The sequence below is a fragment of the Enterococcus sp. SB12 genome (assembly GCF_030910025.2).
GTDB lineage: Bacteria > Bacillota > Bacilli > Lactobacillales > Enterococcaceae > Enterococcus_B > Enterococcus_B faecium.
In genome coordinates this window covers 1736108-1760622 of record NZ_CP175675.1, presented here as the reverse complement: position 1 = coordinate 1760622, position 24515 = coordinate 1736108, and the positions used below count along the sequence as shown (strand labels likewise).

The 24515-nt window shown below is 36.9% G+C and carries 22 protein-coding genes and 1 pseudogene; 17 read left to right on the top strand and 6 right to left on the bottom strand.

Features of this window, described 5'->3' with window-relative positions:
* Window positions 1–55: 55 nt before the first annotated feature.
* A complete protein-coding gene (locus RBL01_RS08665) occupies window positions 56–859 on the bottom strand; it encodes a DUF1189 domain-containing protein (RefSeq protein ID WP_002348731.1) in 804 nt (267 codons plus the stop codon).
* Between the two features lie 145 nt (window positions 860–1004).
* On the opposite strand from RBL01_RS08665, the gene RBL01_RS08660 reads away from it, so the two are divergent.
* From RBL01_RS08660 to RBL01_RS08640, 5 genes are all read left to right on the top strand, one after another.
* A complete protein-coding gene (locus tag RBL01_RS08660) occupies window positions 1005–1919 on the top strand; it encodes a cation diffusion facilitator family transporter (RefSeq protein ID WP_002317368.1) in 915 nt (304 codons plus the stop codon).
* Window positions 1920–1966: 47 nt separating this feature from the next.
* Window positions 1967–2437 carry a GtrA family protein gene (locus tag RBL01_RS08655; protein ID WP_002292862.1) on the top strand — a complete coding sequence of 157 codons (471 nt, stop codon included), beginning with the start codon at window positions 1967–1969 and terminating at the stop codon, window positions 2435–2437.
* Between the two features lie 84 nt (window positions 2438–2521).
* Window positions 2522–3130, top strand: a complete 609-nt coding sequence (locus RBL01_RS08650; RefSeq protein WP_058128688.1) for a superoxide dismutase — start codon at window positions 2522–2524, stop codon at window positions 3128–3130.
* Between the two features lie 133 nt (window positions 3131–3263).
* Window positions 3264–3464 carry a cold-shock protein gene (locus RBL01_RS08645; protein WP_002292860.1) on the top strand — a complete coding sequence of 67 codons (201 nt, stop codon included), beginning with the start codon at window positions 3264–3266 and terminating at the stop codon, window positions 3462–3464.
* Between the two features lie 754 nt (window positions 3465–4218).
* Entirely contained in the window at window positions 4219–5445 is a 1227-nt protein-coding gene (locus RBL01_RS08640) for an LCP family protein (RefSeq protein WP_002295400.1), read from the top strand.
* A gap of 107 nt (window positions 5446–5552) precedes the next feature.
* Here RBL01_RS08640 and RBL01_RS08635 read toward each other — a convergent pair whose 3' ends face one another.
* Window positions 5553–6023: a TspO/MBR family protein gene (locus tag RBL01_RS08635; RefSeq protein ID WP_002292857.1), complete on the bottom strand. Its 471-nt coding sequence runs from the start codon at window positions 6021–6023 to the stop codon at window positions 5553–5555.
* Window positions 6024–6344: 321 nt separating this feature from the next.
* Between RBL01_RS08635 and RBL01_RS08630 the strand changes: the two are divergent.
* Window positions 6345–6923, top strand: a pseudogene (locus RBL01_RS08630) (lytic polysaccharide monooxygenase).
* Window positions 6924–7096: 173 nt separating this feature from the next.
* On the opposite strand, the gene rlmD reads toward RBL01_RS08630, so the two are convergent.
* Complete coding sequence (gene rlmD / locus RBL01_RS08625; RefSeq protein WP_002318633.1) at window positions 7097–8479, bottom strand: 23S rRNA (uracil(1939)-C(5))-methyltransferase RlmD; 1383 nt, start codon at window positions 8477–8479, stop codon at window positions 7097–7099.
* Window positions 8480–8586: 107 nt separating this feature from the next.
* Between rlmD and recX the strand changes: the two genes are divergently transcribed.
* The 3 genes from recX to RBL01_RS08610 all read left to right on the top strand — a co-directional run bounded on the left by recX (window position 8587) and on the right by RBL01_RS08610 (window position 11182).
* Complete coding sequence (gene recX, locus RBL01_RS08620) at window positions 8587–9384, top strand: recombination regulator RecX (protein WP_010721729.1); 798 nt, start codon at window positions 8587–8589, stop codon at window positions 9382–9384.
* Window positions 9377–10555: an A/G-specific adenine glycosylase gene (mutY, locus tag RBL01_RS08615; RefSeq protein WP_307781085.1), complete on the top strand. Its 1179-nt coding sequence runs from the start codon at window positions 9377–9379 to the stop codon at window positions 10553–10555. Before recX ends, mutY begins: the two co-directional genes overlap by 8 nt.
* 93 nt (window positions 10556–10648) lie before the next feature.
* On the top strand, window positions 10649–11182 hold the full coding sequence (locus tag RBL01_RS08610) for a DUF402 domain-containing protein (protein ID WP_002290817.1): 534 nt from the start codon (window positions 10649–10651) through the stop codon (window positions 11180–11182).
* Window positions 11183–11259: 77 nt separating this feature from the next.
* On the opposite strand, the gene RBL01_RS08605 is transcribed toward RBL01_RS08610, so the two are convergent.
* Complete coding sequence (locus RBL01_RS08605; RefSeq protein ID WP_002290819.1) at window positions 11260–11694, bottom strand: GNAT family N-acetyltransferase; 435 nt, start codon at window positions 11692–11694, stop codon at window positions 11260–11262.
* 168 nt (window positions 11695–11862) lie between these two features.
* Here RBL01_RS08605 and RBL01_RS08600 point away from each other — a divergent pair, with 168 nt between their 5' ends.
* From RBL01_RS08600 to RBL01_RS08580, 5 genes are all read left to right on the top strand, one after another.
* Window positions 11863–12822, top strand: coding sequence for an IS30-like element IS6770 family transposase (locus RBL01_RS08600; RefSeq protein WP_410779630.1), 960 nt, complete (start codon window positions 11863–11865; stop codon window positions 12820–12822).
* 81 nt (window positions 12823–12903) lie between these two features.
* A complete protein-coding gene (locus RBL01_RS08595) occupies window positions 12904–14022 on the top strand; it encodes an AI-2E family transporter (protein ID WP_002290821.1) in 1119 nt (372 codons plus the stop codon).
* Between the two features lie 127 nt (window positions 14023–14149).
* Window positions 14150–15526 (top strand): hemolysin family protein, encoded by a 1377-nt coding sequence (locus tag RBL01_RS08590; RefSeq protein WP_002290822.1) that lies wholly within the window; start codon window positions 14150–14152, stop codon window positions 15524–15526.
* A gap of 400 nt (window positions 15527–15926) precedes the next feature.
* A complete protein-coding gene (locus RBL01_RS08585; protein WP_002290823.1) occupies window positions 15927–17507 on the top strand; it encodes a peptide chain release factor 3 in 1581 nt (526 codons plus the stop codon).
* A 194-nt stretch (window positions 17508–17701) separates the two neighbouring features.
* Window positions 17702–17926: a hypothetical protein gene (locus RBL01_RS08580; RefSeq protein WP_002290824.1), complete on the top strand. Its 225-nt coding sequence runs from the start codon at window positions 17702–17704 to the stop codon at window positions 17924–17926.
* Between the two features lie 204 nt (window positions 17927–18130).
* Here RBL01_RS08580 and RBL01_RS08575 read toward each other — a convergent pair whose 3' ends face one another.
* Together RBL01_RS08575 and RBL01_RS08570 are read right to left on the bottom strand one after the other, a co-directional pair.
* Window positions 18131–18451: a DUF1827 family protein gene (locus tag RBL01_RS08575; protein ID WP_002290825.1), complete on the bottom strand. Its 321-nt coding sequence runs from the start codon at window positions 18449–18451 to the stop codon at window positions 18131–18133.
* A 147-nt stretch (window positions 18452–18598) separates the two neighbouring features.
* Entirely contained in the window at window positions 18599–20833 is a 2235-nt protein-coding gene (locus RBL01_RS08570; RefSeq protein WP_002287598.1) for an ATP-dependent Clp protease ATP-binding subunit, read from the bottom strand.
* A 478-nt stretch (window positions 20834–21311) separates the two neighbouring features.
* Between RBL01_RS08570 and RBL01_RS08565 the strand changes: the two genes are divergently transcribed.
* The 3 genes from RBL01_RS08565 (at window position 21312) to RBL01_RS08555 (ending at window position 24515) form a co-directional block, all read left to right on the top strand.
* Window positions 21312–21578 carry a phosphocarrier protein HPr gene (locus RBL01_RS08565; protein WP_002287602.1) on the top strand — a complete coding sequence of 89 codons (267 nt, stop codon included), beginning with the start codon at window positions 21312–21314 and terminating at the stop codon, window positions 21576–21578.
* Window positions 21578–23305 (top strand): phosphoenolpyruvate--protein phosphotransferase, encoded by a 1728-nt coding sequence (gene ptsP / locus RBL01_RS08560; RefSeq protein ID WP_002290826.1) that lies wholly within the window; start codon window positions 21578–21580, stop codon window positions 23303–23305. Before RBL01_RS08565 ends, ptsP begins: the two co-directional genes overlap by 1 nt.
* A 163-nt stretch (window positions 23306–23468) precedes the next feature.
* The gene (locus RBL01_RS08555) at window positions 23469–24515 is read left to right on the top strand and encodes a glycosyltransferase family 4 protein (protein WP_002319376.1); all 1047 of its coding nucleotides are present in this window, start codon (window positions 23469–23471) and stop codon (window positions 24513–24515) included.

Below are 24515 nucleotides of genomic sequence, written 5' to 3'. Positions count from 1 at the left end.
GTCACAACCTCTAAAAGGGTCTATTGAAGTAGAAATAACGAGTTGTCTTTATTTCTTAATTGATCGATATTTTTGCCCATCCTTTGACAGCTTGAGCAAAAATAAAGATTCCTGCAAAAGCAATGAAGGCGCTTGTGTCAAAAGAAGGAAGAAAGACCATCAAGATTGTTGCAATTATAGTAGGCAATGAAATTGAATAGATCAATGTTTTTAAACAATCAAGAAAAGTAGCTTTTGTTAGTCGAAAGCGTGCATAGAGAAAAGCAGCAATGTTGGTAAATAGCAAAGTGATCAGCAGATTCAGAAAACTAGGATAAATAGAAAATATAAATGTCAGGACTTTTATCCAAAGTGGTATAGATGCTTTACTTAAAAAAGAACGGAGCTCCTTACCTGTTAAGTTTTTTAAAGATTCATTGGTGTAGGGAAGTTCTAATTGGTTATTGTTCAACAAAGCAGAAGTCGTGCCTGTATTAGGAAGAGCTATGATAAGTTTGTTTTTTAACATCCCGACACTAACAAAATTCCCCATCAAATCAGTAGAGATGTCCTGTTCTGTTCGTTTTCCCTCTGGATCAAATGTGAAGATAATGGAGTTTGTTTGGTAAATGAATCCTTCTTTTTCTTCGGTTTGAAGCTGCCCGTTTTGGATTGTAAAATCAGGAATGCGAGTAGCAATCTTTTGCCCATCCAATTGAATGTTGTTTAAGACTTGAAAAACTTGAAAAGAGATTGGCAAAGCCATAATTATACTCAAAACTAAAAGATAGACAATGGCTTTCCAAAATGGGACATTTCTCGTCTCCTTTAGGTCTTTGAATCGTATAAAGGAACTGATAATTAATTGTTTTGTTGTCATAAGTACTCCTCATCTAGTAGTGTCATCACTTGCAATTCTAGCGAAGTATCAAGTGAAATACAAGTGCTTTAGGGAAACAGCTGAATGATTGGTGAAATATCAAAAAAATGTTATTCTTGTCTAAAGACTATCCAATATAAATAAAATGGAGGAAGGAATAGTGCCTACACAGCCACAGAGATCATCAAAAAAACTATTTGGAGTAGTGGTTTTGAATGCGGTGATCACTTTATCAGAATTTATTGGAGGGATTATGTCAGGGAGTTTGTCTCTTGTTTCAGATGCTTTCCATAACCTTAGTGATACATTGGCAATTATTTTTTCTTACGGGGCACAAAAAATGGCCCGAAAAGAAGCAAATAAAAAACGTACGTATGGCTACCAGCGTTTAGAAATATTGAGTGCTTTCATCAACTCATTCATATTGATCATATTATCCTTGTTTTTAACCGTTGAAGCATTCAAGCGGTTCACTTCACCAGAAAAGATAAATAGTCATTTGATGCTAACAGTAGCAGTTATTGGATTGCTCGCGAATTTGTTCTCAGTATTATTATTACGACAAGAAGCAGATGAAAGTTTGAATATAAAATCTAGTTATTTGCATTTGTTAAGTGATACACTGTCTTCGGTAAGTGTGATTATCGGAGCAATTTTGATCCGTTTTTTCGATATCTACTGGATCGATCCAGTTATTACACTGATCATTTCGATATATATATTGATAGAAGCGATAATGGTGATCAAAAAAGCTGCCGCTATTTTGATACAAAGTGCACCTGCTATCGACTATGAAAAAATGGAACAAGAAATTGAAGCAATCGATGGGGTAAAGGATGTTCATCATGTCCATATTTGGCAGTATAGCGAAAAGATAATTATTTTCGACGGACATATTGATTTTGAAGATCAGCTACTAAGCGAGATTGAAAAGATATATCCTCGTATAATTTCTTTATTAAAATTAAAATATGGTATTACACATGTGACGATCCAAGCAGAGACAAAGGCAAAGGATCAAAAAAAATTAATTTTTTTAAATAAAGATGAAAGTTATTGAAATATAGAGTATGATAAATAAGAATTTTTAATAAGGTAGGTTGGCTCATGAAGCAGTATCGACAGTTAAAAGGATATTTAGAAGCAAAAGGATATTGGGAGATACTAGTCTATCTCTTTTTTGGTGGTTTGGCTACGATTGTAAATTTTGTTAGTTTTGCTCTCGCACGCCAATATTTTGATTTAAGTATGGCCTTATCCAATTCTATTTCGTGGTTTTGTTCTGTATTGTTTGCTTTTGTAACGAACAAACTTTGGGTATTCCATTCAAAATCACCGAATTTTACACATGCACTTATTGAATGCGGTAAGTTCTTCTTCTACCGTATCCTTTCTTACGGATTGGACATGGGGGCAATGGTATTGTTGATCAATGTTATGAACAGCAATGAGTATGTGGCGAAAATCATCACTCAAATTATTGTTATCCTAGCGAACTATATTTTCAGCAAGTTGTTTATTTTTAAAGAAACTGAGGTTTTTGAAGAAGAAGTAGGTCAAAGTGAAAAAGACGACTAGGCATAACAATTGAAGAATTTCCTTCTCTTTGTTACTCTTTGTAATGTAGACATTATTAAGAAAACATTGAGGAGGAATTTTTTTATGACTTACACATTACCAGATCTACCTTATGCATATGACGCATTGGAACCTTATATTGACGAAGAAACGATGCATCTGCATCATGATAAGCATCACAATACTTATGTGACGAATTTAAATGCAGCAATTGAGAAATACCCAGAATTAGGCGAAAAAACAATAGAAGAATTATTATCTGATATGGACGCTATTCCAACAGATATCAAGACAGCTGTACGTAACAATGGTGGCGGACATGCTAACCATTCATTTTTCTGGGAAATCATGGCACCAAATGCTGGTGGCGAACCTACAGGAGAAATAAAAGAAGCGATTAATGAAGCTTTTGGTGATTTATCTTCTTTTAAAGAAGAATTCAAAAAAGCAGCCGCTGGACGATTTGGTTCTGGATGGGCTTGGCTTGTAATGGAAAATGGAAAATTAGCTATTACCTCTACTGCAAATCAAGATTCTCCATTGATGGAAGGAAAGACACCAATTCTAGGTTTGGACGTTTGGGAACATGCTTATTATTTGAAATATAAAAATGTCCGACCAGATTATATTGCAGCATTCTGGAATGTTATTAATTGGGATGAAGTAAACAAACGTTTCGAAGCAGCAAAATAACCATTTCCTCCGTCATATCAGTCTTAAAAATAATTTGGAAAATAAAAGAGCGAAAGCTTGCTAGCGTTTTCTAAATTGGGTATAATGTTCTTGCAAGGTTACTTGCAAGAACTTTTTTGGAGGCTATACATTTATGGAACACGGAACGGTTAAATGGTTCAACAATGAAAAAGGATTTGGGTTTATTACAGTAGACGGCGGAGATGACGTATTTGTTCATTTCTCAGCAATTCAAGGAGACGGCTTCAAGAGCCTAGAAGAAGGTCAAGAAGTAGAATTCACGATTGTTGAAGGTGCACGCGGACCTCAAGCTGCTGAAGTGACTAAATTATAATAATTTGTTGAATAAAGACACGACTTCTTAGAGAGTCGTGTCTTTTTGTCTATTTATGAAGTTTTTAGATTTTTTGGCTAAGTAAATGCATTTGTTCACTTGACATGTCCTAACTAATTATCAAGCAAGGAACATTTTCTTCGTTAGTAATGGATTTTAAAGAAATTTCAGTTTTTTGGATGTTGAATAAAAGACCATTTGTGAAACCACTAGTATACATACTCATTCTCATGTCAATTCTATTACTTTAAAAGAAAATCGTTTTACTTTGAAGAGGAGCATATCTATCCATTAAAAGATGATGGTAATGCAATCACTAGTTCGAGTCATTTTAATAGCCATGCAGTGAGCTGGAAATAAAACGAATAGAAGATGGGTTTAACAAAAGGAACAGTCATAGGAAGAAATTTTCGTGAAATCGAATGATAATCTGAACGGTAGGCAAAGACTGTTAAAAAGATGAGAAAGGTATGTGCGATCATTTTACTGCACGATTATTTGGAAAATACCTTGTTGTTCGCTTTTTCTGGAAAAAATACATAAAAAAAGATAAAACGATTGCGAACTGCGTGTATTCGGTCTTTCGATCTTTTTCACGGTATGGTATGATAGTTAAGAATTTTGAGAAATTTTAAAAAATAATAATCGTTACACAAAAATGTTTTTTAAAGTTTTCTTATGATTAAAAAGTGAATTTGCTGATTGAACAGTTATATGAGACAATATTTTAGAAAATGTGAAACAGAGGTGTATTATGAAGCGATGGCAAAAAGTTCTATTAACCTTGTTAGGGGTATTCGTTTTGCTGATTGCCGGATTATCAGCATACGGAATCAGATTTATGGGAGAAGCGAGCCAAACAGTAAACAAAATTTCTAAAAACTCTAATCGAATATCCTCCAAACGTTCTGAGAGAGTAAGCATTGATGACAAAGAACCTTTTTCGGTTTTGCTATTAGGTTTAGATACCGGTGGATTAGGAAGAACGGAACAAGGACGTTCTGATACGATGATGGTAGTAACAGTTAATCCGAAACAAAAAAAATCAACGATCATCAGTTTGGACCGAGATATTTATACGAATATCGTAGGTTATGGAACGGTAGATAAATTAAATCATGCCTATGCATTTGGTGGTGTCGAAATGGCCATGGATTCAATTGAGCAACTGCTCGATATTCCTATTGATCATTATGTAACGATCAATTTGGATGGCATGGAAGATTTGATCAATGCGGTCGGTGGCATCAAAGTGAATAATAAAATTGACTTTACTTTGGATGGTGTCCATGTACCAGTAGGTGAACAAACATTGAATGGAGAAAAAGGTTTAGCCTATTCTCGAATGCGACACGAAGATCCAGAAGGCGATATCGGTCGACAACGTCGTCAGCGGGAAGTAGTGACGAAAATCGTCAATAAAGTTTTAAGTTTAGATGGCGTAAGCAATTATAGAAAAATTTTAAAAGCAGTTGAGAACAATGTGACGACGGACTTAGATTGGGATGACATGCTTGATGTAGCGACGAACTACACCCCGGCGTTTGAAACAATCAAACAAGACCAGTTGCAAGGCGAAGGACAAATGATCAATGATATCTACTATCAAATTTTAGGAAAAAATGATCTTCTTTCGATCCAAAATGAACTGAAGAAACAATTAAATATAAAAACAAGCGATACATTACCTAATTTGAAAAATGAGAATGCTTCAATGATGTTCTTTGATGATTCGGAAGATGGCGATTCGACAAACGGTGATGGATCGAATAGTGAAGGGTACACCGATTATTCTTCCTATTCAGAAAACACATATGATCAGTACCAAGATCCGAATACCTATTATCAGCAAACAGAAGATACAAGTCAGTACTATACACCAAGTCAAGATACTCAAAGTTATGATCCTTACGCTGGACAGGAACAAAATGGTTATGGTTATGACCAGAATAATGAGTATGGAACAACAAGTGGGTACTAGAAAAAAATAGTTTGGTTAATAAAGAGTGCCACCTAAATTAGACAAAAAATCTAACTTAGGTGGCACTTTTTCTATGTGTTAAATTACAGGACGTCTCTTTTTAGCGCTTAGTTTAAAAAATAAATTGAATAATTCAATAGAGTTGCGAATAGTACCCATAAATAATAAGGAATCATGAGCCACATTGCCAGGCGATGATGCAGCCACAACTGATACATAAGCACTGACAAGAAAATAACTAAAAGTGTAATATCGATTGCTGCAATGAAAATATTTCTTAAATTAAAAAATAGAGCAGACCATATAAAATTAAAAATGAACTGAATCACAAAAAGACCGACAAGATTGTTTCGCTGTTTTTTGTTGTTGTGATTAAGTAACAAATAAAGAGAAATACCCATCAATATATACAGTAAGGTCCACATCGGCCCAAATATCCAGCTAGGTGGTGCAAATGGTGGAAGTTGCAAAGAATAGTAATATTCTCCGGGATTTCCGCTAAGCAACCCTGATAAAAAGCCTAATATGACAATTCCTATAACACAAACCCAAAAACGAATATCTTTTATCATCTTCATTTTACTAACTCCTTTCTATAATAGTAGTTTACCATGAAGGCTCACAGCAAGACCTGTATTTAGTTTGTGAAGTAAGAAAAAAATTGATAATTGTTGTTATTAAAAAGTTGAACATTTGTTTATATGAATGATGTTTTTGAAAAAGATCATATGATTTGATTCTCATGTTTTCTATTTGTACTTTTCTCGTCTACTTCTGTTATAATCTGCATCTTACTTTTTTCACCTTTTTTACTTCAACATAAAATTATAAAATCATAATGTTTTTGTTAATGCAATAAAGCGTTTACAATGTGGTTATCAAATGAAGGAGGTTTCTACATGAAAAAGATTAGTACGTTATTGTTTATTGGGTTAGTTAGTTTAGGGTTGTTCGGTTTTAGCATTCCAGGTTTTGCGCATGGTTATATTACTTCTCCAGGAAGCCGTGCATACCTAGGAACATCAGCAGCAGGAAACTTAAATCAAAATGTCGGAAGAGCACAATGGGAACCGTAAAGTATCGAAGCTACCAAAAATACATTCATTGATGGAAAAATTGCTAGTGCAGGAGTCAGCGGCTTTGAGCCTTTAGATGAACAGACATCTAACAGATGGCATAAAAACATGGTTAATCCAGGAACATTAAATATTACTTGGAATTTAACAGCACAACATCGGACAAGTACTTGGGATTACTACATTACCAAACCAACTTGGAATCCTAATCAACCTTTGAAATTTAGTGATTTTGAATTGATCACAAAAATAGACGACAAAGCAACTGTTCCACCAAAAACAGTCAACCAAACGATCACACTTCCGCAGGATCGAAAAGGATATAATGTGATTTTAGCAGTATGGAATATCAGCGATACGACAAATGCATTTTATCAAGTGATAGACGTGAATATTCAATAATAATCAAAAAGGGCTGTGACAAAAACTATGTCACAACCCTTTTTTTAAATAAATAGTGTCCTCCTGTTAACTCTTCGGTCACAAGTACAGTATTCATAAAACATGAAGAGCTATTTTTGTTTGGCTGTTCTTATTACTTGATACAGGGCAGACTTTTTCACAACCTCTTTCATTTAGTCAGCGAGTCTCGTCATCTTCACGACAACTTCACAACGTGCAGTCTGAGGAAACATGTCGACAGACTGTAAATATTCAATCTTGAACTTTTTACTTAAATCAACCAGATCTCTGGCAAGTGTAGAAACATTACAGGAAATATAAACAAGTTTTTTTGGAGGGTATTTCAATAATGATTGGATCAATGCGTTATCCAAACCCGTACGTGGTGGATCTACGATGATACCATCAGGCTGAAAACCTTCATTCAACCATTTAGGCAGAACTTGCTCTGCTGTCCCGACTTCATATCGAGTGTTGTGATATCCTAATCTTTCCGCATTTTTTTTTGCATCAGCGATTGCTTGAGGAACGGTATCCATTCCCCGTACTTCTTTGGCTTGTTTTGCTACACTTAAGCCGATCGTCCCAACTCCGCAATAAGCATCCACGATCGTTTCATTAGGCTGGACATCTAATGCTTTAATTCCTTCGCCATAAAGCAATTCGGTCTGCTGAGGATTGAGTTGAAAGAAGGCACGAGGAGAAAGATCGAAAGTCACTTCATTGATTTGTTCTTCAATGGCTTCTTTTCCCCATAAGTGGATCGTTTCATCCCCCATCACGAGAGACGTTTTTTGTGCCTGGACATTTTGCATGATTGAAACAACTTCGGGCAGTCGTTCATTGATCTCACGGATCATTGCGTTTTTTTGCGGGAATTTTTTACTGCGAGTAATAAAAACAACTTGTAACTCCCCAGTTTTGACACCGATTCTAACCATGATTGTGCGGAAGATTCCACTGTTTGTCCGTTCATCATAGATGGGTGCATCAAATTTATTCAATAGTTGAACAACAGTATTCATTACTTTTTGTGTTCGAGGTTCTTGAACCAAGCAGTCTGTTATAGGGACTAACTGATGAGAGTTTGCTTCGTATAAACCAGCTTCAATTTTTTGAGTCTGCTTATTTTTTCGTAACTGAAATTGTGCTTTGTTTCTATAATGCCAAGGCTCATCCATCCCGATCGTCGGCAAAAGTTGATAAGATCGAAAGCCTGCTGGTTTGAATTTTTCCAATGCTTGCAAAAGCAGATCCTTTTTAAAATCCAATTGGGCTTGATAAGCTAAGTGTTGTAATTGACAGCCACCGCATTCATAGTAAACAGGACATGGTGCCACTACGCGATCTTTGCTTGTTTTTTTGACTTTTATTAATTCTCCTTCTGCATAGCGAGGGGTTGCTTTCGTGATTTTCACTAGTACTTCTTCTTTTGGTAGTGCATATGGAACAAATATGATCAACCGTTTGAAATAACCGATTCCTTCACCATTTATGCCTAAACGCTTGATTTTCAAAGGAACCGTTTGTCCAGTTTTGACAATTGTTTCTGCCATAAGTATCTCCCTTTTTTCTTTTTTCTGTGGTTTATTCTAACATATAATACCTGATTACGGGGATTTTCTGTGGTATGATAGAGAATATATGTTCGAGGAGGATGTTTATGTTAACCGTTACGAGAATCAGTAAAGGCAAAGGCCCTTTCTATCGCGTAGATTTATCTGAAGGAGAAGCTTTACAAGTATCTGAAGATGTATTAGTACGCTATCGATTATTAAAAGGACGGGAATTAGACGAAGAAACTATCCAAGAGATCAAGAAGAGTAGCGGAGCTGATTTCGGTTTTCACCTAGCAATGAATTACTTAAGTTATCAGTTGCGATCGGAAAAAGAAATCCGAACATACTTAAAAGAAAAGGAAATCCTTCAAGAAGATCGAAATAAAATCGTAGCCCGCTTAAAAGAATTGGACCTTGTCGATGATTTGGTCTATGGGGAAAGTTATGTGCGCACGAATATACGCTTAAGTGACAAAGGACCAAAGAAATTAGCGCAGCAGATGCAGCAAAAAGGTTTGAAACCTGAAATCATTGAACAAGCGCTCAGCCAATATACATTTGAAGACCAAGTTCAAAATGCACATCAGACAGCCGAAAAAGCGTTTGGAAAAAATCACGGAAAAAGCCAAAAAGAATTATTGAGAAAAATCCAACAAACATTGATGACGAAAGGCTTTTCTCAAGAAGTGATCCAACAAGCGATGGCTGATCTTCCGCAAGAAGCAGATCAAGAAATAGAATATGATTATTTAATCAAACAAGGAGATAAACTATGGCGAAGAAATTTAAGATTTGAACCTAAAAAAAGAAATCTAAAAGTAAAGCAAAGCTTATATCAAAAAGGATTTGATTTGGATATGATCCAGCGATTCATTACGGAAAAGGAAGAGGAAAGTGAATAAAGAATGGGAAAAATGGACAGATAAAGAAACAAAAGAATTTCAAGATCAGTTCATTCAATGGTATGAACAAGAAAAAAGAAACCTGCCTTGGCGCTATAATCGTGATCCTTATCGTATCTGGATCTCTGAGATCATGCTTCAGCAAACCAGAGTAGACACAGTGATCGATTATTTTTATCGTTTCATGGAATGGTTTCCTACAATTGAAGAGTTAGCAAATGCTCCAGAAGAAAAGCTTTTAAAAGCATGGGAGGGCCTTGGTTATTACTCAAGAGCCCGAAACATCCAAGCTGCTGCTAAACAGATCATGTCTGAATTTGACGGAAAAATGCCGCAAACGCCTGAAGAAATCAGCTCATTGAAAGGAATAGGCCCCTATACGACAGGAGCGATTGCAAGTATCGCATTTGGACTTCCAGAACCCGCAGTTGACGGCAACGTGATGCGAGTAGTCAGCAGATTGTTTTGCATTGAAGCAGACATCGCAAAAGCTTCTAGCAGGAAAATGTTTGATGAAGCGATGCGGAAAATCATTGATGAAAAGCATCCAGGTGAATTCAACCAAGCAATGATGGATCTAGGTTCAGCTATCTGTACACCAACTTCTCCAAAGTGTGAGACTTGTCCGATCCAAGCCTTTTGTTTAGCTAACAAACGAGGAATCCAAACGAGTTTTCCTGTAAAAACAAAAAAAGCAAAGCCAAAAGACGTTTATTATATCAGTGCGGCTCTTCAAAATCATTCTGGAGCGTATTATTTTGAAGAAAGAGATAGCCAAAAATTGCTGGCGAATATGTGGACATTTCCAATGATGGAAGTGACACAAGAGGAGTATGAGCGATTGAAAAAAGAATGGGAAACAAAGCCAGAAATCGATCTGTTTGATGACCTAGTAGCAGAAGAAGAGCAAAATCTCCCATTTGAAAAGCAGGAACTCTTTGTTTGGCAGACACGACATTTAGGAGAAGTTACTCATATTTTTAGTCATCTGAAATGGCATGTTCTCCTTTTTTACGGACGGGCAACCGAGGGAGCAGAACAAGAATTTACCGAGAACAAAACTTCGAAGTGGTTGAAGCCTGATGCATTTGATTCGGTCGTTTTTCCTAAGGTCCAAATGAAACTGGTAGATCAGTTAGAGAAAAATCGAAACAATAGGAATCCTTTCTAGGCAAAGCTCATTTTTATTGATATAATAATTATGATGTCGGTGTAATGAACACCCAAACACAAAGCACAAAATGCTGCTTAAGGAAGGGTTGCTATGGGAGTTCCAAAAGAAGGAGAGTTTGTGACGATCCAAAGTTACAAGCACGACGGCAAATTGCATCGAACGTGGCGAGATACCATGGTATTAAAAACAAGCGAACACTCTATGATCGGCGTGAATGATCACACATTAGTCACTGAATCTGATGGACGCCGATGGGTAACGCGCGAACCAGCGATTGTTTATTTTCATAAAAAATACTGGTTCAATGTAATAGCAATGATCAGAGAAAAGGGGGTTTCCTATTATTGTAATCTAGCTTCACCTTTTTTGCTGGACGATGAGGCCTTGAAATATATCGACTATGACTTGGATATCAAGGTATTTCCTGACGGCGAGAAACGACTATTGGATGTCGATGAATATGAGATGCACAGCAAAATGATGAATTATCCGAACGATATTGACTTCATCCTAAAAGAAAATGTGAAGATTCTGGTTGACTGGATCAATAATGGAGATGGCCCGTTCTCGGAAGGCTATATTGATATTTGGTATAACCGTTACAAGCAATTGTCGCGTAAGTAAACACAAAAAAGAACAGTAAGCCAGTGAGAGATTTTTCTCAAAAGCTTGCTGTTTTTTGCTTTTTTCGAAATAAATTTTTATAAAGTCTTTTTCATATAAATATGAGGCATGCCAGCATCTTCAAAAGGATCGCCGTAAGCTGTATATCCTAGTTTTTCGTAAAAAGTTTCAGCTGTGGACTGTGCCCCTAATAAAATCGTATTATAGCCTTGATTCTTAGCAAAGTTTTCTGCTTCTTCAATCAGTATTTTTCCTAACCCTTGGTGTCTGTATTCAGAAAGAATCGCCATCCGCTGTAATTTCATTTTTCCGTTTTCTAAAGGCAAAAGACGTACAGTTCCTTGCGGTTCTTTTTTATCTGAGTACAGGACGAAGTGGATACAATGGGCTTCATCTTTGTCTATTTCTCGAGACAAAGGCACACCCTGTTCGACTACAAAAACTTGATGCCTGATCCGTACAGCATCTAAGTAAATATTGCTCATTGTATCTTTTGTTTGTACAACTTTCATGGTCTAGCCACCTTCCTTTCGTATAGTATACTGGAAAATAAAACAAATAAAAAGTATGGCAAGTTTTCAAAACGCGAATTGTAAAATTAAGTTAGAAAAATAAAAAGGCATTTATGGTACACTCAAATTGTATTTCCGACGAAAGAAAACAAAGGAGTGTAACCATAAATGACCTACAAACATCTTACCATAGAGGAACTGACAATGATAGAATCATATTATCTTCAACATAATAAGCCGGTTGAAATCGCTAACCGAATGGGACGTGCTATACAAACTATTTATAATGTAGTCAATAAGTTCAAGCAAGGCAAGACTGCTCTTGATTATTGGCACCAGTATAAAGAAAATAAGAAAAAATGTGGGAGAAAAGTCATTCAATTACCTGCTCATGAAGTAGATTACATTAAAGAGAAAGTCACTCTTGGTTGGACGCCTGACGTCATTATCGGGCGAAAAGAAAGGCCTGTTTCATGCGGTATGAGAACACTTTATCGTTTATTTTCTAAAGGAATATTTGATATTGACACACTACCGATGAAAGGTAAAAGAAAACCCAATGGCCATCAGGAAAAACGGGGAAAACAACAGTATCAGCGCTCAATCCATGATCGACCTGATAATTATTCTGATTTCAATTCTGAGTTTGGTCACCTTGAAGATGATACGATCGTTGGCATTCATCATAAAAGTGCCGTCATTACTTTAGTTGAAAGATTATCTAAAGTCATTATCACGATTAAACCCAACGGCCGTAAGGCATTAGATATTGAAACTGCCCTTAATCAATGGTTTTCTCGCTTCCCTAAAAACTTCTTTAAATCTATTACGTTTGACTGTGGAAAAGAATTTTCTAACTGGAAAGCCATTAGTAACCAACATGATATTGATATATATTTTGCGGACCCTGGAACACCTTCTCAACGCCCATTAAACGAGAACTCTAACGGGATTCTGCGTCGTAATGGACTGCCGAAATCAATGGATTTTAGAGAAGTGAATCAGACATTTATTTCCAGTGTCAGCAATCAACGTAATCATATTCCAAGAAAATCATTGAATTACAGAACACCAATCGAAATATTTTTGAGCTATGTACAAGAAGCATTTTATTCTAGCTTAATTTGACAAATCATAAAAATAAAAAAAGAATAAAAGAATTTTTAACGAATATAATATATACTAGTAAGAAAGAAAGGAGGAAATCTATTGTTTGAAAAACTTAGACAGTCTAAACTAATGTTTTGGTCGCTTGAATTATTAATCATAGCTGCATTGATCATGATTTCATCAGAAATAAACTTTATTTTCGAACCGATCGGGACATTTTTTTCCACGTTATTTGCACCTGTACTGATTGCAGGCTTTCTTTACTATTTATTGAATCCTATTGTCAAGCTGTTGATGAAAGCAAAAATCAAAAGAATATGGGCTGTCGCAATTGTGCTGCTCCTTTTAGTTGCAGCAATTATTTGGATTTTACTTAGTGTCATCCCAAGTCTAGTACAGCAAATTTCCTCATTGGCATCTAATATGCCTGATTTCATCAAACAGGTAGAAAGCTGGTTGAAAGAGGTAGCCGAATTGCCTTTGTTCAAGGAAGTAGATATTAATAAATATTTTGAGCAATTAGACATTTCTTACGGGACAATCATTCAGCAATTCCTTAGTGGAGTATCCAATAGTTTAGGTTCGATCGTTGGAACGATCGCTTCGGCAACCGTAGTAATCATTACAGCACCATTCATCTTGTTCTATATGTTGAAAGACGGAGAAAAACTAGTGCCAAACATCCAACAGTTTTTCCCAGAAAAAAGAAGAAACCAAATTGTGGAGTTATTGGGGCAACTGAATAAAACATTGGCTAATTACATTAGCGGACAAGCAATCGAATGTTTATTCGTTGGTACCTTCACATTTTTAGGATATATGGTAATTGGTGTGGATTATGCTTTCTTATTTGGGGTCATTGCGGGATTGACAAACCTAATCCCATATTTAGGACCTTATCTAGGACTAGCACCTGCATTTCTAGTAACAGTCTTCAATGATCCGGTAAAAGCATTACTTTGTTGTGTGGTTGTGCTAATCGTCCAACAGTTGGATGGGAATATCATTTATCCTAATGTAATTGGGAAATCACTGAAAATCCATCCATTAACGATCATTATCGTTCTTCTAGTAGCTGGAAATATTGCCGGATTGCTTGGTATCTTCTTAGGTGTTCCTTTTTACGCAATCTGCAAGACGATCATTTCCTATATAATCAAAATCGTCAAAGAAGACAAGCAAAATGAAAACAAGAAGAAAATTGCTACGACCTCGTAGGTAGTTTTAGTACACTTGTTTTTATTGCAAAGAAAATTGCTTTGTGATACCATTTTAACGTGGCTATAGTGCCACGTTTTTTTCTATCGTAAACTAAAAATTAATTTTATAAGGAGAGAATGCGATTATGAATGCTGACCCTGAGAGTCAGTCGCTGTTAGCGCAGATTTTATTATTGATCGTTTTGACATTGATCAATGCTTTTTTAGCAGCTTCCGAAATTGCTGTTGTTTCGATCAATAAGAATCGAATCGAGCAAAAAGCTGATGAAGGAGATGTGAAATCTCAAAAGCTTTTAAAAATATTGCAGAATCCAAATAATTTCCTATCGACAATCCAAGTAGGAATCACTTTGGTCAACATTTTGTCTGGTGCTTCACTAGCTAATACTTTATCGGAACGGTTAGCTCCGGTATTAGGTGGCGGCACAGCGGCAAAAAATATTGCAAATATCATTGTGCTGGCTATTTTGACCTATGTATCGATTGTTTTTGGAGAATTGTACCCTAAACGTATTGCTTTAAATAAATCAGAAGAAGTCGCAAAGTTCACTTCAGGGCTGATACGCTTGATTGGTGTAGTAGCTAAGCCCTTCGTCTGGCTGCTTTCTGCTTCCACAAGTTTATTGGCGCGTATCACGCCGATGACTTTTGATGATGAAGATTCAAAAATGACCAGAGATGAAATGCGTTATATGCTTGAAAACGAAGGCGTATTGAATAATGAAGAATTAGAAATGCTCCAAGGGGTTTTTTCTCTTGATACGAAAGTTGCCCGAGAAGTCATGGTCCCACGAACGGATGCATTTATGATTGATATCAACGACACTGTGGAAGAAAATGTGAATAAAGTTTTATCCGAAAACTATTCAAGAATCCCTGTTTATAACGAAGACAAAGATAAAGTAGTCGGAATCCTTCATACAAAGAATTTACTAAAAGCTGCCCATAAATTCGGCTTTGATAATTTAGATATCAAGAAAATCATGCAGGAGCCTTTATTCGTTCCTGAAACGGTCTTTATTGATGATCTGTTATATGAAATGAAAAAGACGCAGAATCAGATGGCTATTTTATTAGATGAATATGGCGGCGTCGTTGGGTTAGCAACACTAGAAGACCTTTTAGAAGAAATCGTCGGAGAAATCGATGATGAATCAGATGAAGTTGAGAATCTTTATGAAAAAATCGATGAACACGAATATATCATCCAAGGACGTATGCTGATTGATGAGTTCAATGAAGCTTTTGACAGCGATCTGCATATGAGTGATGTAGATACGATGGCTGGTTATTTGATTACAGCATTAGGCATGATTCCGGATGAAGGCGAAAAGTTATCGTTTGATGTCGATAATATTACGCTGGTTTCTGAAGAAATGGAAGGTTCTCGAATCCTTAAAATCCGTGTCATTTTTCATGATCCGGAAGAAACAGAAGCGGAACCTGAAGAAGAACGAAGATACTTCAGAAAAGAATTCGAAGATGACGAGCCAAGAAGATAATTGGAAACTTGGTTATGAAAGACGTGTTGCTTGAATAAACAAGCAACACGTCTTTTCTTTTAGTCAGCTGACAAAAAAATATTTGACTCTTATGGTTTGGTGGCTTTTTCATTCGCTGAATCCATGCTATACTGATTCAGTTGTAGTAGTTGACAAAGGTTGTGAAAAAGCTATCCTGCATTAAGTAATAAGAGCAGCCAAGCAAAAACAGCTTCTCGTGTTTTTGGCTTGGGTGGGCTTATTGCTGATAGGCTGTCTCTAGAACGCCGTTTACTCGGAAAAAGAGACTGCTACACGGCTTTTGTCACAGCCCTATATGAAATTGTCTTTCTTTAAGAGATCGGACAATCTGTGCCTAGAGAAAATATAAATAATTGAATGGAAGAAATGGAGTTAGGTTATGAATAATCCAGAATTAAAGCAACAAGTGGACAATCGCAGAACTTTTGCGATCATTTCCCATCCGGATGCTGGGAAAACAACGATTACAGAACAATTACTATTGTTTGGTGGGGCTATCCGTCAAGCCGGGACCGTAAAAGGCAAAAAAACAGGTAATTTTGCCAAATCAGACTGGATGGAAATCGAGAAACAACGTGGGATTTCTGTTACTAGTTCTGTTATGCAGTTTGATTATCAAGGGAAACGAGTAAATATCTTGGATACACCAGGACATGAAGATTTTTCTGAAGATACTTATCGTACTTTGATGGCCGTGGATAGTGCGGTTATGGTAATCGATAGTGCAAAAGGGATCGAAGCACAGACAAAGAAATTATTCCAAGTTGTAAAAAAACGTGGCATCCCGATATTTACTTTTATCAACAAACTAGATCGTGATGGTCGTGAACCATTGGAATTGTTAGAAGAATTAGAAGAGCTATTAGATATCGAATCTTATCCGATGAATTGGCCAATCGGTATGGGTAAAGGGCTAGAAGGTCTTTATGATATCTACCATAATCGTGTAGAGTTTTATCGTCCGGAAAATTATCAGGATGAACGATTAGTAGAATTGGATGAAGATGGACTGCTTCCCGAAAATCATCCTCTAACTGAAAATTCCTTATATGAACAAGTCTTAGAAGAAGTAGAACTAATCAAAGAGGCTGGAGATGCATTTAATCAAGAAAAAATTGCTCGTGGCGATCAGACACCAGTATTTTTTGGTTCTGCATTGACTAACTTCGGTGTACAGACTTTTTTAGAGACTTTCGTTGAATTGGCACCAGCTCCTTATGGACACAAAACACAAGATGATCAGATGGTAAGTCCTTATGAGGAAGAATTTTCAGGTTTCGTATTCAAGATCCAAGCAAATATGAATCCAGCCCATCGTGACCGAATCGCTTTTGTCCGAATCTGTTCTGGAACATTCGAACGAGGAATGGATGTCTGTTTGGAACGTACAAATAAAAAACTGAAATTAAGCAATGTCACACAATTTATGGCAGATTCGAGAGAAAACGTCGAAAAAGCAGTAGCAGGCGATATCATCGGTGTATATGATACAGGTAATTATCAGATTGGGGATACATTGTTCGAAGGAAAACTAAAAGTTGCTTATGAAGAACTCCCTTCATTTACTCCAGAGCTATTTATGAAAGTGACTGCAAAAAATGTCATGAAGCAAAAATCCTTCCACAAAGGAATCTATCAATTAGTTCAAGAAGGAGCGATTCAGCTTTATAAAACATATCTAACGGAAGAATATATCATTGGAGCTGTTGGTCAGCTACAATTCGAAGTATTCCAATATCGTATGTTAAATGAGTATAACGCCGAAGTAATCATGTCTCCAATGGGACACAAAATCGCTCGCTGGATCGATCCAGAAGATTTGGATGAGAAGATGAGTTCAAGCCGCAATATCTTGGCTCGTGACCGTTTCGACCAACCATTGTTCTTATTCGAGAACCAATTTGCAGAACGCTGGTTTGCGGATAAATATCCTAATGTAAAATTAAAAAGTTTGATGTAAAGAAGTCTTGACAAGCTGCCCTGCATCAAGTAATAAGAATAGCCAAACAAAAACAGCTTCTCATATTTTGTTTAGAGCCGTGACGGATTTTCCGTGACGGCTCTTTTTACTATTTAAAATCATAGAAATGTCTAATCAAAAAAATATAAAAATTATTTTGCGTACATATGATTAAAGAAAGGAGAGTGTGACACATGGAAACAGAATGGCAAAGACGTGAAAGAAAAAAACAGAAAAAAGAAGAGATGTTACAATTATGTCAATTATTAGATGTAAAAGACTGGGACAAAAACGAGCAGATTGCACAAAAAGTACGATCAATCATCCATAAAGAGGAAAAAGTTAAAAATAAAGACACGCGTAGAACTGAAAATGAAAAGAGAAAAGTACAAAAGAAAAGAGAAAAATCAAAAAGCTAGAAAGAAAAAGAGGCTGGGACAGAAGCGTTTAACTCCAAGAAATAAGAAGAAATTCACGAAAATTGCTTTTCAAATTTTTGTGAATTTCAGCTTATTTCCGAAGGAGTTGCTTCTGCTTCCGCCGTTTATACGTGTTTAGAGCGTGAGACAAAAGTGTTCTTTACTTTTGTCCCACGCTCTTTAATTATTATGTTCAAAATTTGTTTACACGGCTAATGTAGCGCCTAATTCATGTTTTGGAATCGAGATCTCAACAAGGCCTGCCAATTCGATTACTTTGATTTCATCCTCGTGGTAAACGGCGTCTTTGATTTTATCTAAGAAATAATTTTTAGCATCTTCGATTTCTTTCGGCTGGATTTTACGTTTGTCATTGATCAGCAGAATTTCATTATGTTCAGGGGCTTCAGTGTAGACAATAGTGGTATTTCCGGCTGTGTAGACCTTGACTAGATGGGCATCAGTGTTTTCAAGCTGGTTTAATACAAGACGGGAATGGCTGTTTGTTACATTTACCAATTTCATGGCGCTCACCTCTTTTATGTATTTTTAATTGCTTGTTTCTCTTATTATAATTTCTTTTTTATAAAATGAACAGTATTTTGACTTTTCTGAAAAAAGAATGAGACGGCATTTCTCAAAGAAATACCGTCTCACGCTATAAAACTGGATTTATTCAGCCGTTTCTTCGGCTGATTCTTTTGCCAAACGTTCTGGTTTAGAAGTAACGATGATTTTTCCATCTTTATCCAGTTTTGCTTTCAACTCATGGATAGAAGGGTGATCAAGATAAAATTCAGCGATACCATCTTCGATTTGTTCTTGGATCGTGCGTCGAAGAGGACGAGCACCCATAGATGGATCATAGCCTAAGTCAACTAATTTTTCTTTGACATTCGTAGGAACTTCGATGTGAAGTTGCTGTGCTGCCAGCATTTGGTTGACATCGTCTAGCATTAGTGTGACGATTGTCATCAAGTTTTCTTTTGATAATGCACTGAATTCGATGATCCCGTCAAAACGGTTCAGAAATTCTGGTGTAAAGTAGTTGTTTAATTGGTTCAATACAGAACGAGTAACACCTTCGCGTGCCGCACCAAAACCAACGTTTGCTTCTACTTTACCAGTTCCGGCATTACTTGTCATAATGATGATCGTATCTTTAAAGCTGACCGTTCTTCCTTGTGCATCTGTCAATCGACCATCATCTAAGATTTGCAAGAACATATGCAAAACATCTGGATGAGCTTTTTCTACTTCATCTAACAAGACAAGACTGTAAGGATTTCTCCGTACTTTTTCTGTCAATTGACCAGCTTCTTCGTATCCGACATAACCTGGAGGAGAACCAATCAATTTAGAGACACTATGTTTTTCCATATATTCAGACATATCGAAACGAATCATTGAATCTTGTGAACCGAATAGTTCGTAGGCAAGTTGTTTCGCAAGCTCTGTTTTACCTACACCAGTTGGACCAACAAATAAGAAGGAGCCGATTGGACGATTCTGTTTGTTTAATCCAACACGGTTTCGGCGAATCGCTTTCGCTACTCGATCTACAGCGTTATCTTGTCCGATGACATGAGCTTTCAAGTCATCTGCTAAGTTTTTCAGTTGTGTCTGTTCTTTTTCTTTTAATTCACCCACTGGAATACCTGTCCGTTGTTCAACGATTTTTTCCATATCTTTTTCGGTAATCACAGGTGTTTCCTCTTCAGTGAGCTGACGTTCTTTCATTTTTTGAAGTTTATTGATCTGATCGCGATAATAAGCTGCTTTTTCGAAATCTTCTTCTCGAGAAGCTAAAACTTTTTGTTCTTCTGCTTCTTGCAGTTTTTTCTCGATTGTTTTAGGATCAACGATTTGGATCGTCAAGTTTTTCTTAGAACCTGTTTCATCTAGCAAATCGATGGCTTTATCCGGCAAGAAGCGATCTTGGACATAACGATTGGATAAAGTTGCGGCTGCTTCGATGGCCTCATCAGTATATTTTACATGATGATAGTCTTCATAACGTTTTTGCAAACCTTTCAAAATACTAATCGTTTCTTCGACAGTTGGTTCATCTACCCGTACAGGTTGCATACGACGTTCTAAAGCAGCGTCTTTTTCGATGATGCGGTACTCGTTTAAGGTAGTAGCACCAACCATTTGCAATTCTCCTCGAGCTAAAGCTGGTTTTAAAATATTACCAGCATCCATATTTCCATCACCAGCAGAACCAGCACCGACGATTTCGTGAACTTCATCTATGAATAGGATCACATTTTCTGCTTGACGGATCTCTTCAATCAATTTTTGCATACGTTCTTCAAATTGTCCTCGTATACCAGTACCTTGGACTAAAGATACGACATCTAAACGAATGACTTCTTTGTCCATTAATTTTTGCGGTACATCACCATCTACGATTTTTTGTGCTAAACCTTCAACAACTGCTGTTTTACCAACACCTGGTTCTCCAATCAAGACAGGATTGTTCTTGGTTCGGCGATTTAAAATTTCAATGACTCGTTTGATTTCGTCATCGCGTCCGATCACAGGATCGATATCACCTTGTCGTGCTTGTTCTGTGATATTGATTCCATATTCTCCCAATAAACCTTCTGTATTGCCTTGAGGTGGCTGACCACCATTGAAGTTGTTGTTTCCGCCAAATTGTGTTGGTGGTGTTTGCTCATAATTTCCTTGCTGTTGCATTTGGCGAGACATGGAACGGAAAAGATCGTCCAAACTGCCAAATCCAAATGGATCGTTTTGGGCCATATTAGTCAGACCTCCATTTTGTTGATTTTTGATTTTTTGATAACAGCTCTGACAATAATCAAGTTGTGTCCGCTGACCATTGACAGTGGCATACAAGTGAATCGTTGCCTCATTCTTGCCGCAGTTTTGACAAAGCATGAATCATTCACGTCCTTTCACAAAAATGGGTACATCCATATTTTACATCTCGTTTTTCATGAGGTAAAAGAATAACCCCTAGTTTTTTAAGAGATTTATGAGGTAGAAAAGGTGAAATTTATATTGATCATTCCTGACCTTTGACTCTTATTATACTAAAAATAAAAAGGGAAGCAAGTAATTCGTTTCATATGAAAACAAAGAGGGTCAAAGGAAAGAATGATAAACGTCAGGAGAAGAGAAAGCGACAAGAAAAAGAAAATAAACATGTTTGTTATAAAATGTGAAGAAAAGGATGAAAAAGAATCCGGAATAATTTGAATACTTTTATCTGAAATTGAATGAAAACTGTTGTATCTAACGAAAAAAAATGTTAATCTTTACAGATGAAAGGGTGGCATTTGTTAGGATTCTCTGAATTACTAAAAAAGAAAACCCTCACATAAAAACAACACTCACTTAAAGGAGACCGATTAATATGGAAAAGAAAGAATTTCACGTAGTAGCAGAAACTGGGATCCACGCTCGTCCAGCTACACTATTAGTACAAACAGCAAGCAAATTTAACTCTGATGTAAACTTAGAGTATAAAGGTAAATCAGTAAACTTGAAATCAATCATGGGCGTTATGTCTTTAGGTGTAGGTCAAGGTTCTGATGTTACTATTACTGCAGAAGGTGCTGACGAAGCTGATGCAATGGCAGCAATCGTTGAAACAATGAAGAAAGAAGGCTTATCTGAATAATGGTTGAAATGCTAAAAGGGATTGCCGCTAGTGACGGTGTAGCCGTTGCAAAAGCTTACCTGCTAGTTCAACCGGATTTAACATTCAGTAAGGCAACAGTAGAAGATACTGCGGCTGAAGAAGCTCGTTTGGATGCTGCATTAGCTAAATCTACTGAAGAATTGCAGCAAATTCGTGAAAAAGCAGCGCAAAGCTTAGGTGAAGCAGAAGCGCAAGTATTTGATGCCCATTTGATGGTTCTTTCAGATCCAGAAATGGTAGGTCAAATCAAGCAAAATATTAAAGACAACAGCGTAAATGCTGAATCAGCGCTAAAAGAAGTAACGGATATGTATATCGGTATGTTCGAAGCAATGGAAGATAATGCTTATATGCAAGAGCGTGCTGCAGACATTCGTGACGTTGCTAAACGTATTTTAGCGCACTTATTAGGCGTTACTTTACCAAATCCATCAATGATCGACGAAGAAGTGGTCGTTGTTGCACATGACTTGACTCCAAGTGATACAGCACAATTAGATCGCAATTTTGTAAAAGCGTTTGTAACAGACATTGGTGGACGTACTTCACATTCTGCTATCATGGCACGTTCTTTAGAAATTCCAGCAATCGTTGGGACAAAAGAAATTACTGCTAAAGTCAAAGAAGGCGATATTTTGGCTGTCAACGGGATCGAAGGCGATGTAATCATCGATCCTACAGATGAACAAAAAGCTGAATTTGAAAAAGCAGGTGCAGATTACGCAGCACAAAAAGCAGAATGGGAAAAATTAAAAAATGCAGAAACTGTCACAGCTGACGGCAAGCATTTTGAATTAGCTGCAAACATCGGAACACCAAAAGATCTAGTTGGTGTCCATAATAATGGTGGAGAAGCAGTTGGTCTGTACCGTACTGAATTCCTGTATATGGATTCTCCAGACTTCCCAACAGAAGATGACCAATATGAAGCTTATAAAGCTGTATTAGAAGGTATGGAAGGAAAACCTGTAGTTGTTCGTACAATGGACATCGGTGGAGATAAAGAACTACCATATCTGCAATTACCTCATGAAATGAATCCATTCTTAGGATATCGTGCATTGCGTATCAGTTTATCTGAACAAGGCGATGAAATGTTCCGTACACAAATGCGTGCATTGCTTCGTGCATCTGTTCATGGTAACTTACGTATCATGTTCCCTATGGTAGCTACACTCAAAGAATTCCGCGCAGCAAAAGCGATCTTTGAAGAAGAAAAACAAAAATTGATCAGTGAAGGCAAGGAAGTATCTGATACGATCCAAGTCGGCATCATGATCGAGATTCCAGCAGCAGCAGTCTTAGCAGACAAGTTTGCAAAAGAAGTAGATTTCTTCTCTGTAGGTACAAACGATTTGATTCAATACACAATGGCAGCAGACCGTATGAACGAACGCGTTTCTTACTTGTACCAACCATATAACCCATCAATTTTACGTTTGATCAAAAATGTAATTGATGCAGCACACGCTGAAGGAAAATGGGCAGGTATGTGTGGAGAAATGGCTGGAGATCAAACAGCTGTTCCATTGCTAGTAGGTATGGGTCTAGATGAGTTCTCAATGAGTGCGACATCTATTCTTAAAACGCGTAGTTTAATGAAACGCTTGGACACAGCGAAAATGGCTGAACTTGCTGATCGTGCATTGAAAGAATGCGATACGATGGAAGAAGTCGTTGAACTTGTTCATGAATATGTAAAATAAACAACGTATCAAAAGCTGGTGTGGCTTGTAAAAGAGCTACGCCAGTTTTTTTGTTCTTTTTTAAGAAAACGTTTTCGTCAGTAAGAATAGACAAAAATAGGGCTTAAGTTTGAGTGACAGTTTGTAGGCTATGTTATACTATATAAGTGAAGGGGGACGTAAGGTGAAGGTATTATTATATTTTGAAAGTGAAAAGATGCTTGCAAAATCTGGAATCGGGCGTGCGCTTGATCATCAAAAACGTGCTCTGACGGAAGTCGGTATCTCTTATACACTAGATGAAAAAGAAGATTATGACATCCTGCACATCAATACATACGGAATCAATAGTCATAACATGGTCAATAAAGCCAGAAGAGAAGGAAAAAAAGTTGTCTATCATGCGCATTCTACAGAGGAAGATTTCCGAAATTCCTTTATCGGATCGAACCAGCTTTCTCCTATCGTAAAAAAATATCTGGTAGGATTGTACCAAAAAGCGGACTATCTGATCACGCCAACACCTTATTCAAAACAGTTGTTGGAAAGCTATGGTATCCGTGTGCCGATTCAAGCTATTTCCAATGGGATCGACTTAGAGAAATATCGCCCTGATCCAATGAAAGAACAAAAGTTCAGAGAATATTTCAAACTGTCTCCGGATCAAAAAGTAATCATTTGTGTCGGTTTGTTTTTCGAACGTAAAGGAATCATTGATTTCGTAGAAATTGCTAAGAAGATGCCCGAATACACATTTATTTGGTTTGGCCATGTTCCCATGTACTCGATTCCTCGGAACATCCGGAAAATTGTAAAAGAAGATCATCCTGAAAATGTCCTGTTTCCTGGATACATTCGTGGAGAGATCATAGAAGGTGCGTATTCAGGTGCAGACCTATTCTTTTTCCCTTCTTATGAAGAGACAGAAGGGATCGTTGTTTTAGAAGCTTTAGCAAGCAAACAAAACGTACTTGTTCGAGATATTCCAGTGTATAATGGCTGGTTAGAAGATAGCAAGAACTGCTATATGGGGAAGACAAACGAAGAATTTATCCGACTGATCCAACAGATTACCAATCAAGAACTACCGAGTACGACACAAGCCGGTTATCAAACAGCAAAAGAGCGAAGTATCAATAAAATCGGTGAAGAACTTAAAAATGTATACGAAAGTGTACTGAATGAAAAAGTCTCTAGCAAATTAAAAAAAGTAAATCAGATCAAGGACTAG

Excerpts from the sequence above, each read along its gene's own strand:
- RBL01_RS08665 (WP_002348731.1), bottom strand. The coding sequence starts at position 859 with ATGACAACAAAACAATTAATTATCAGTTCCTTTATACGATTCAAAGAC.
- RBL01_RS08660 (WP_002317368.1), top strand. The coding sequence starts at position 1,005 with ATGGAGGAAGGAATAGTGCCTACACAGCCACAGAGATCATCAAAAAAA.
- RBL01_RS08655 (WP_002292862.1), top strand. The coding sequence starts at position 1,967 with ATGAAGCAGTATCGACAGTTAAAAGGATATTTAGAAGCAAAAGGATAT.
- RBL01_RS08650 (WP_058128688.1), top strand. The coding sequence starts at position 2,522 with ATGACTTACACATTACCAGATCTACCTTATGCATATGACGCATTGGAA.
- RBL01_RS08645 (WP_002292860.1), top strand. The coding sequence starts at position 3,264 with ATGGAACACGGAACGGTTAAATGGTTCAACAATGAAAAAGGATTTGGG.
- RBL01_RS08640 (WP_002295400.1), top strand. The coding sequence starts at position 4,219 with ATGAAGCGATGGCAAAAAGTTCTATTAACCTTGTTAGGGGTATTCGTT.
- RBL01_RS08635 (WP_002292857.1), bottom strand. The coding sequence starts at position 6,023 with ATGAAGATGATAAAAGATATTCGTTTTTGGGTTTGTGTTATAGGAATT.
- rlmD (WP_002318633.1), bottom strand. The coding sequence starts at position 8,479 with ATGGCAGAAACAATTGTCAAAACTGGACAAACGGTTCCTTTGAAAATC.
- recX (WP_010721729.1), top strand. The coding sequence starts at position 8,587 with ATGTTAACCGTTACGAGAATCAGTAAAGGCAAAGGCCCTTTCTATCGC.
- RBL01_RS08610 (WP_002290817.1), top strand. The coding sequence starts at position 10,649 with ATGGGAGTTCCAAAAGAAGGAGAGTTTGTGACGATCCAAAGTTACAAG.
- RBL01_RS08605 (WP_002290819.1), bottom strand. The coding sequence starts at position 11,694 with ATGAAAGTTGTACAAACAAAAGATACAATGAGCAATATTTACTTAGAT.
- RBL01_RS08600 (WP_410779630.1), top strand. The coding sequence starts at position 11,863 with ATGACCTACAAACATCTTACCATAGAGGAACTGACAATGATAGAATCA.
- RBL01_RS08590 (WP_002290822.1), top strand. The coding sequence starts at position 14,150 with ATGAATGCTGACCCTGAGAGTCAGTCGCTGTTAGCGCAGATTTTATTA.
- RBL01_RS08585 (WP_002290823.1), top strand. The coding sequence starts at position 15,927 with ATGAATAATCCAGAATTAAAGCAACAAGTGGACAATCGCAGAACTTTT.
- RBL01_RS08580 (WP_002290824.1), top strand. The coding sequence starts at position 17,702 with ATGGAAACAGAATGGCAAAGACGTGAAAGAAAAAAACAGAAAAAAGAA.
- RBL01_RS08575 (WP_002290825.1), bottom strand. The coding sequence starts at position 18,451 with ATGAAATTGGTAAATGTAACAAACAGCCATTCCCGTCTTGTATTAAAC.
- RBL01_RS08570 (WP_002287598.1), bottom strand. The coding sequence starts at position 20,833 with ATGCTTTGTCAAAACTGCGGCAAGAATGAGGCAACGATTCACTTGTAT.
- RBL01_RS08565 (WP_002287602.1), top strand. The coding sequence starts at position 21,312 with ATGGAAAAGAAAGAATTTCACGTAGTAGCAGAAACTGGGATCCACGCT.
- ptsP (WP_002290826.1), top strand. The coding sequence starts at position 21,578 with ATGGTTGAAATGCTAAAAGGGATTGCCGCTAGTGACGGTGTAGCCGTT.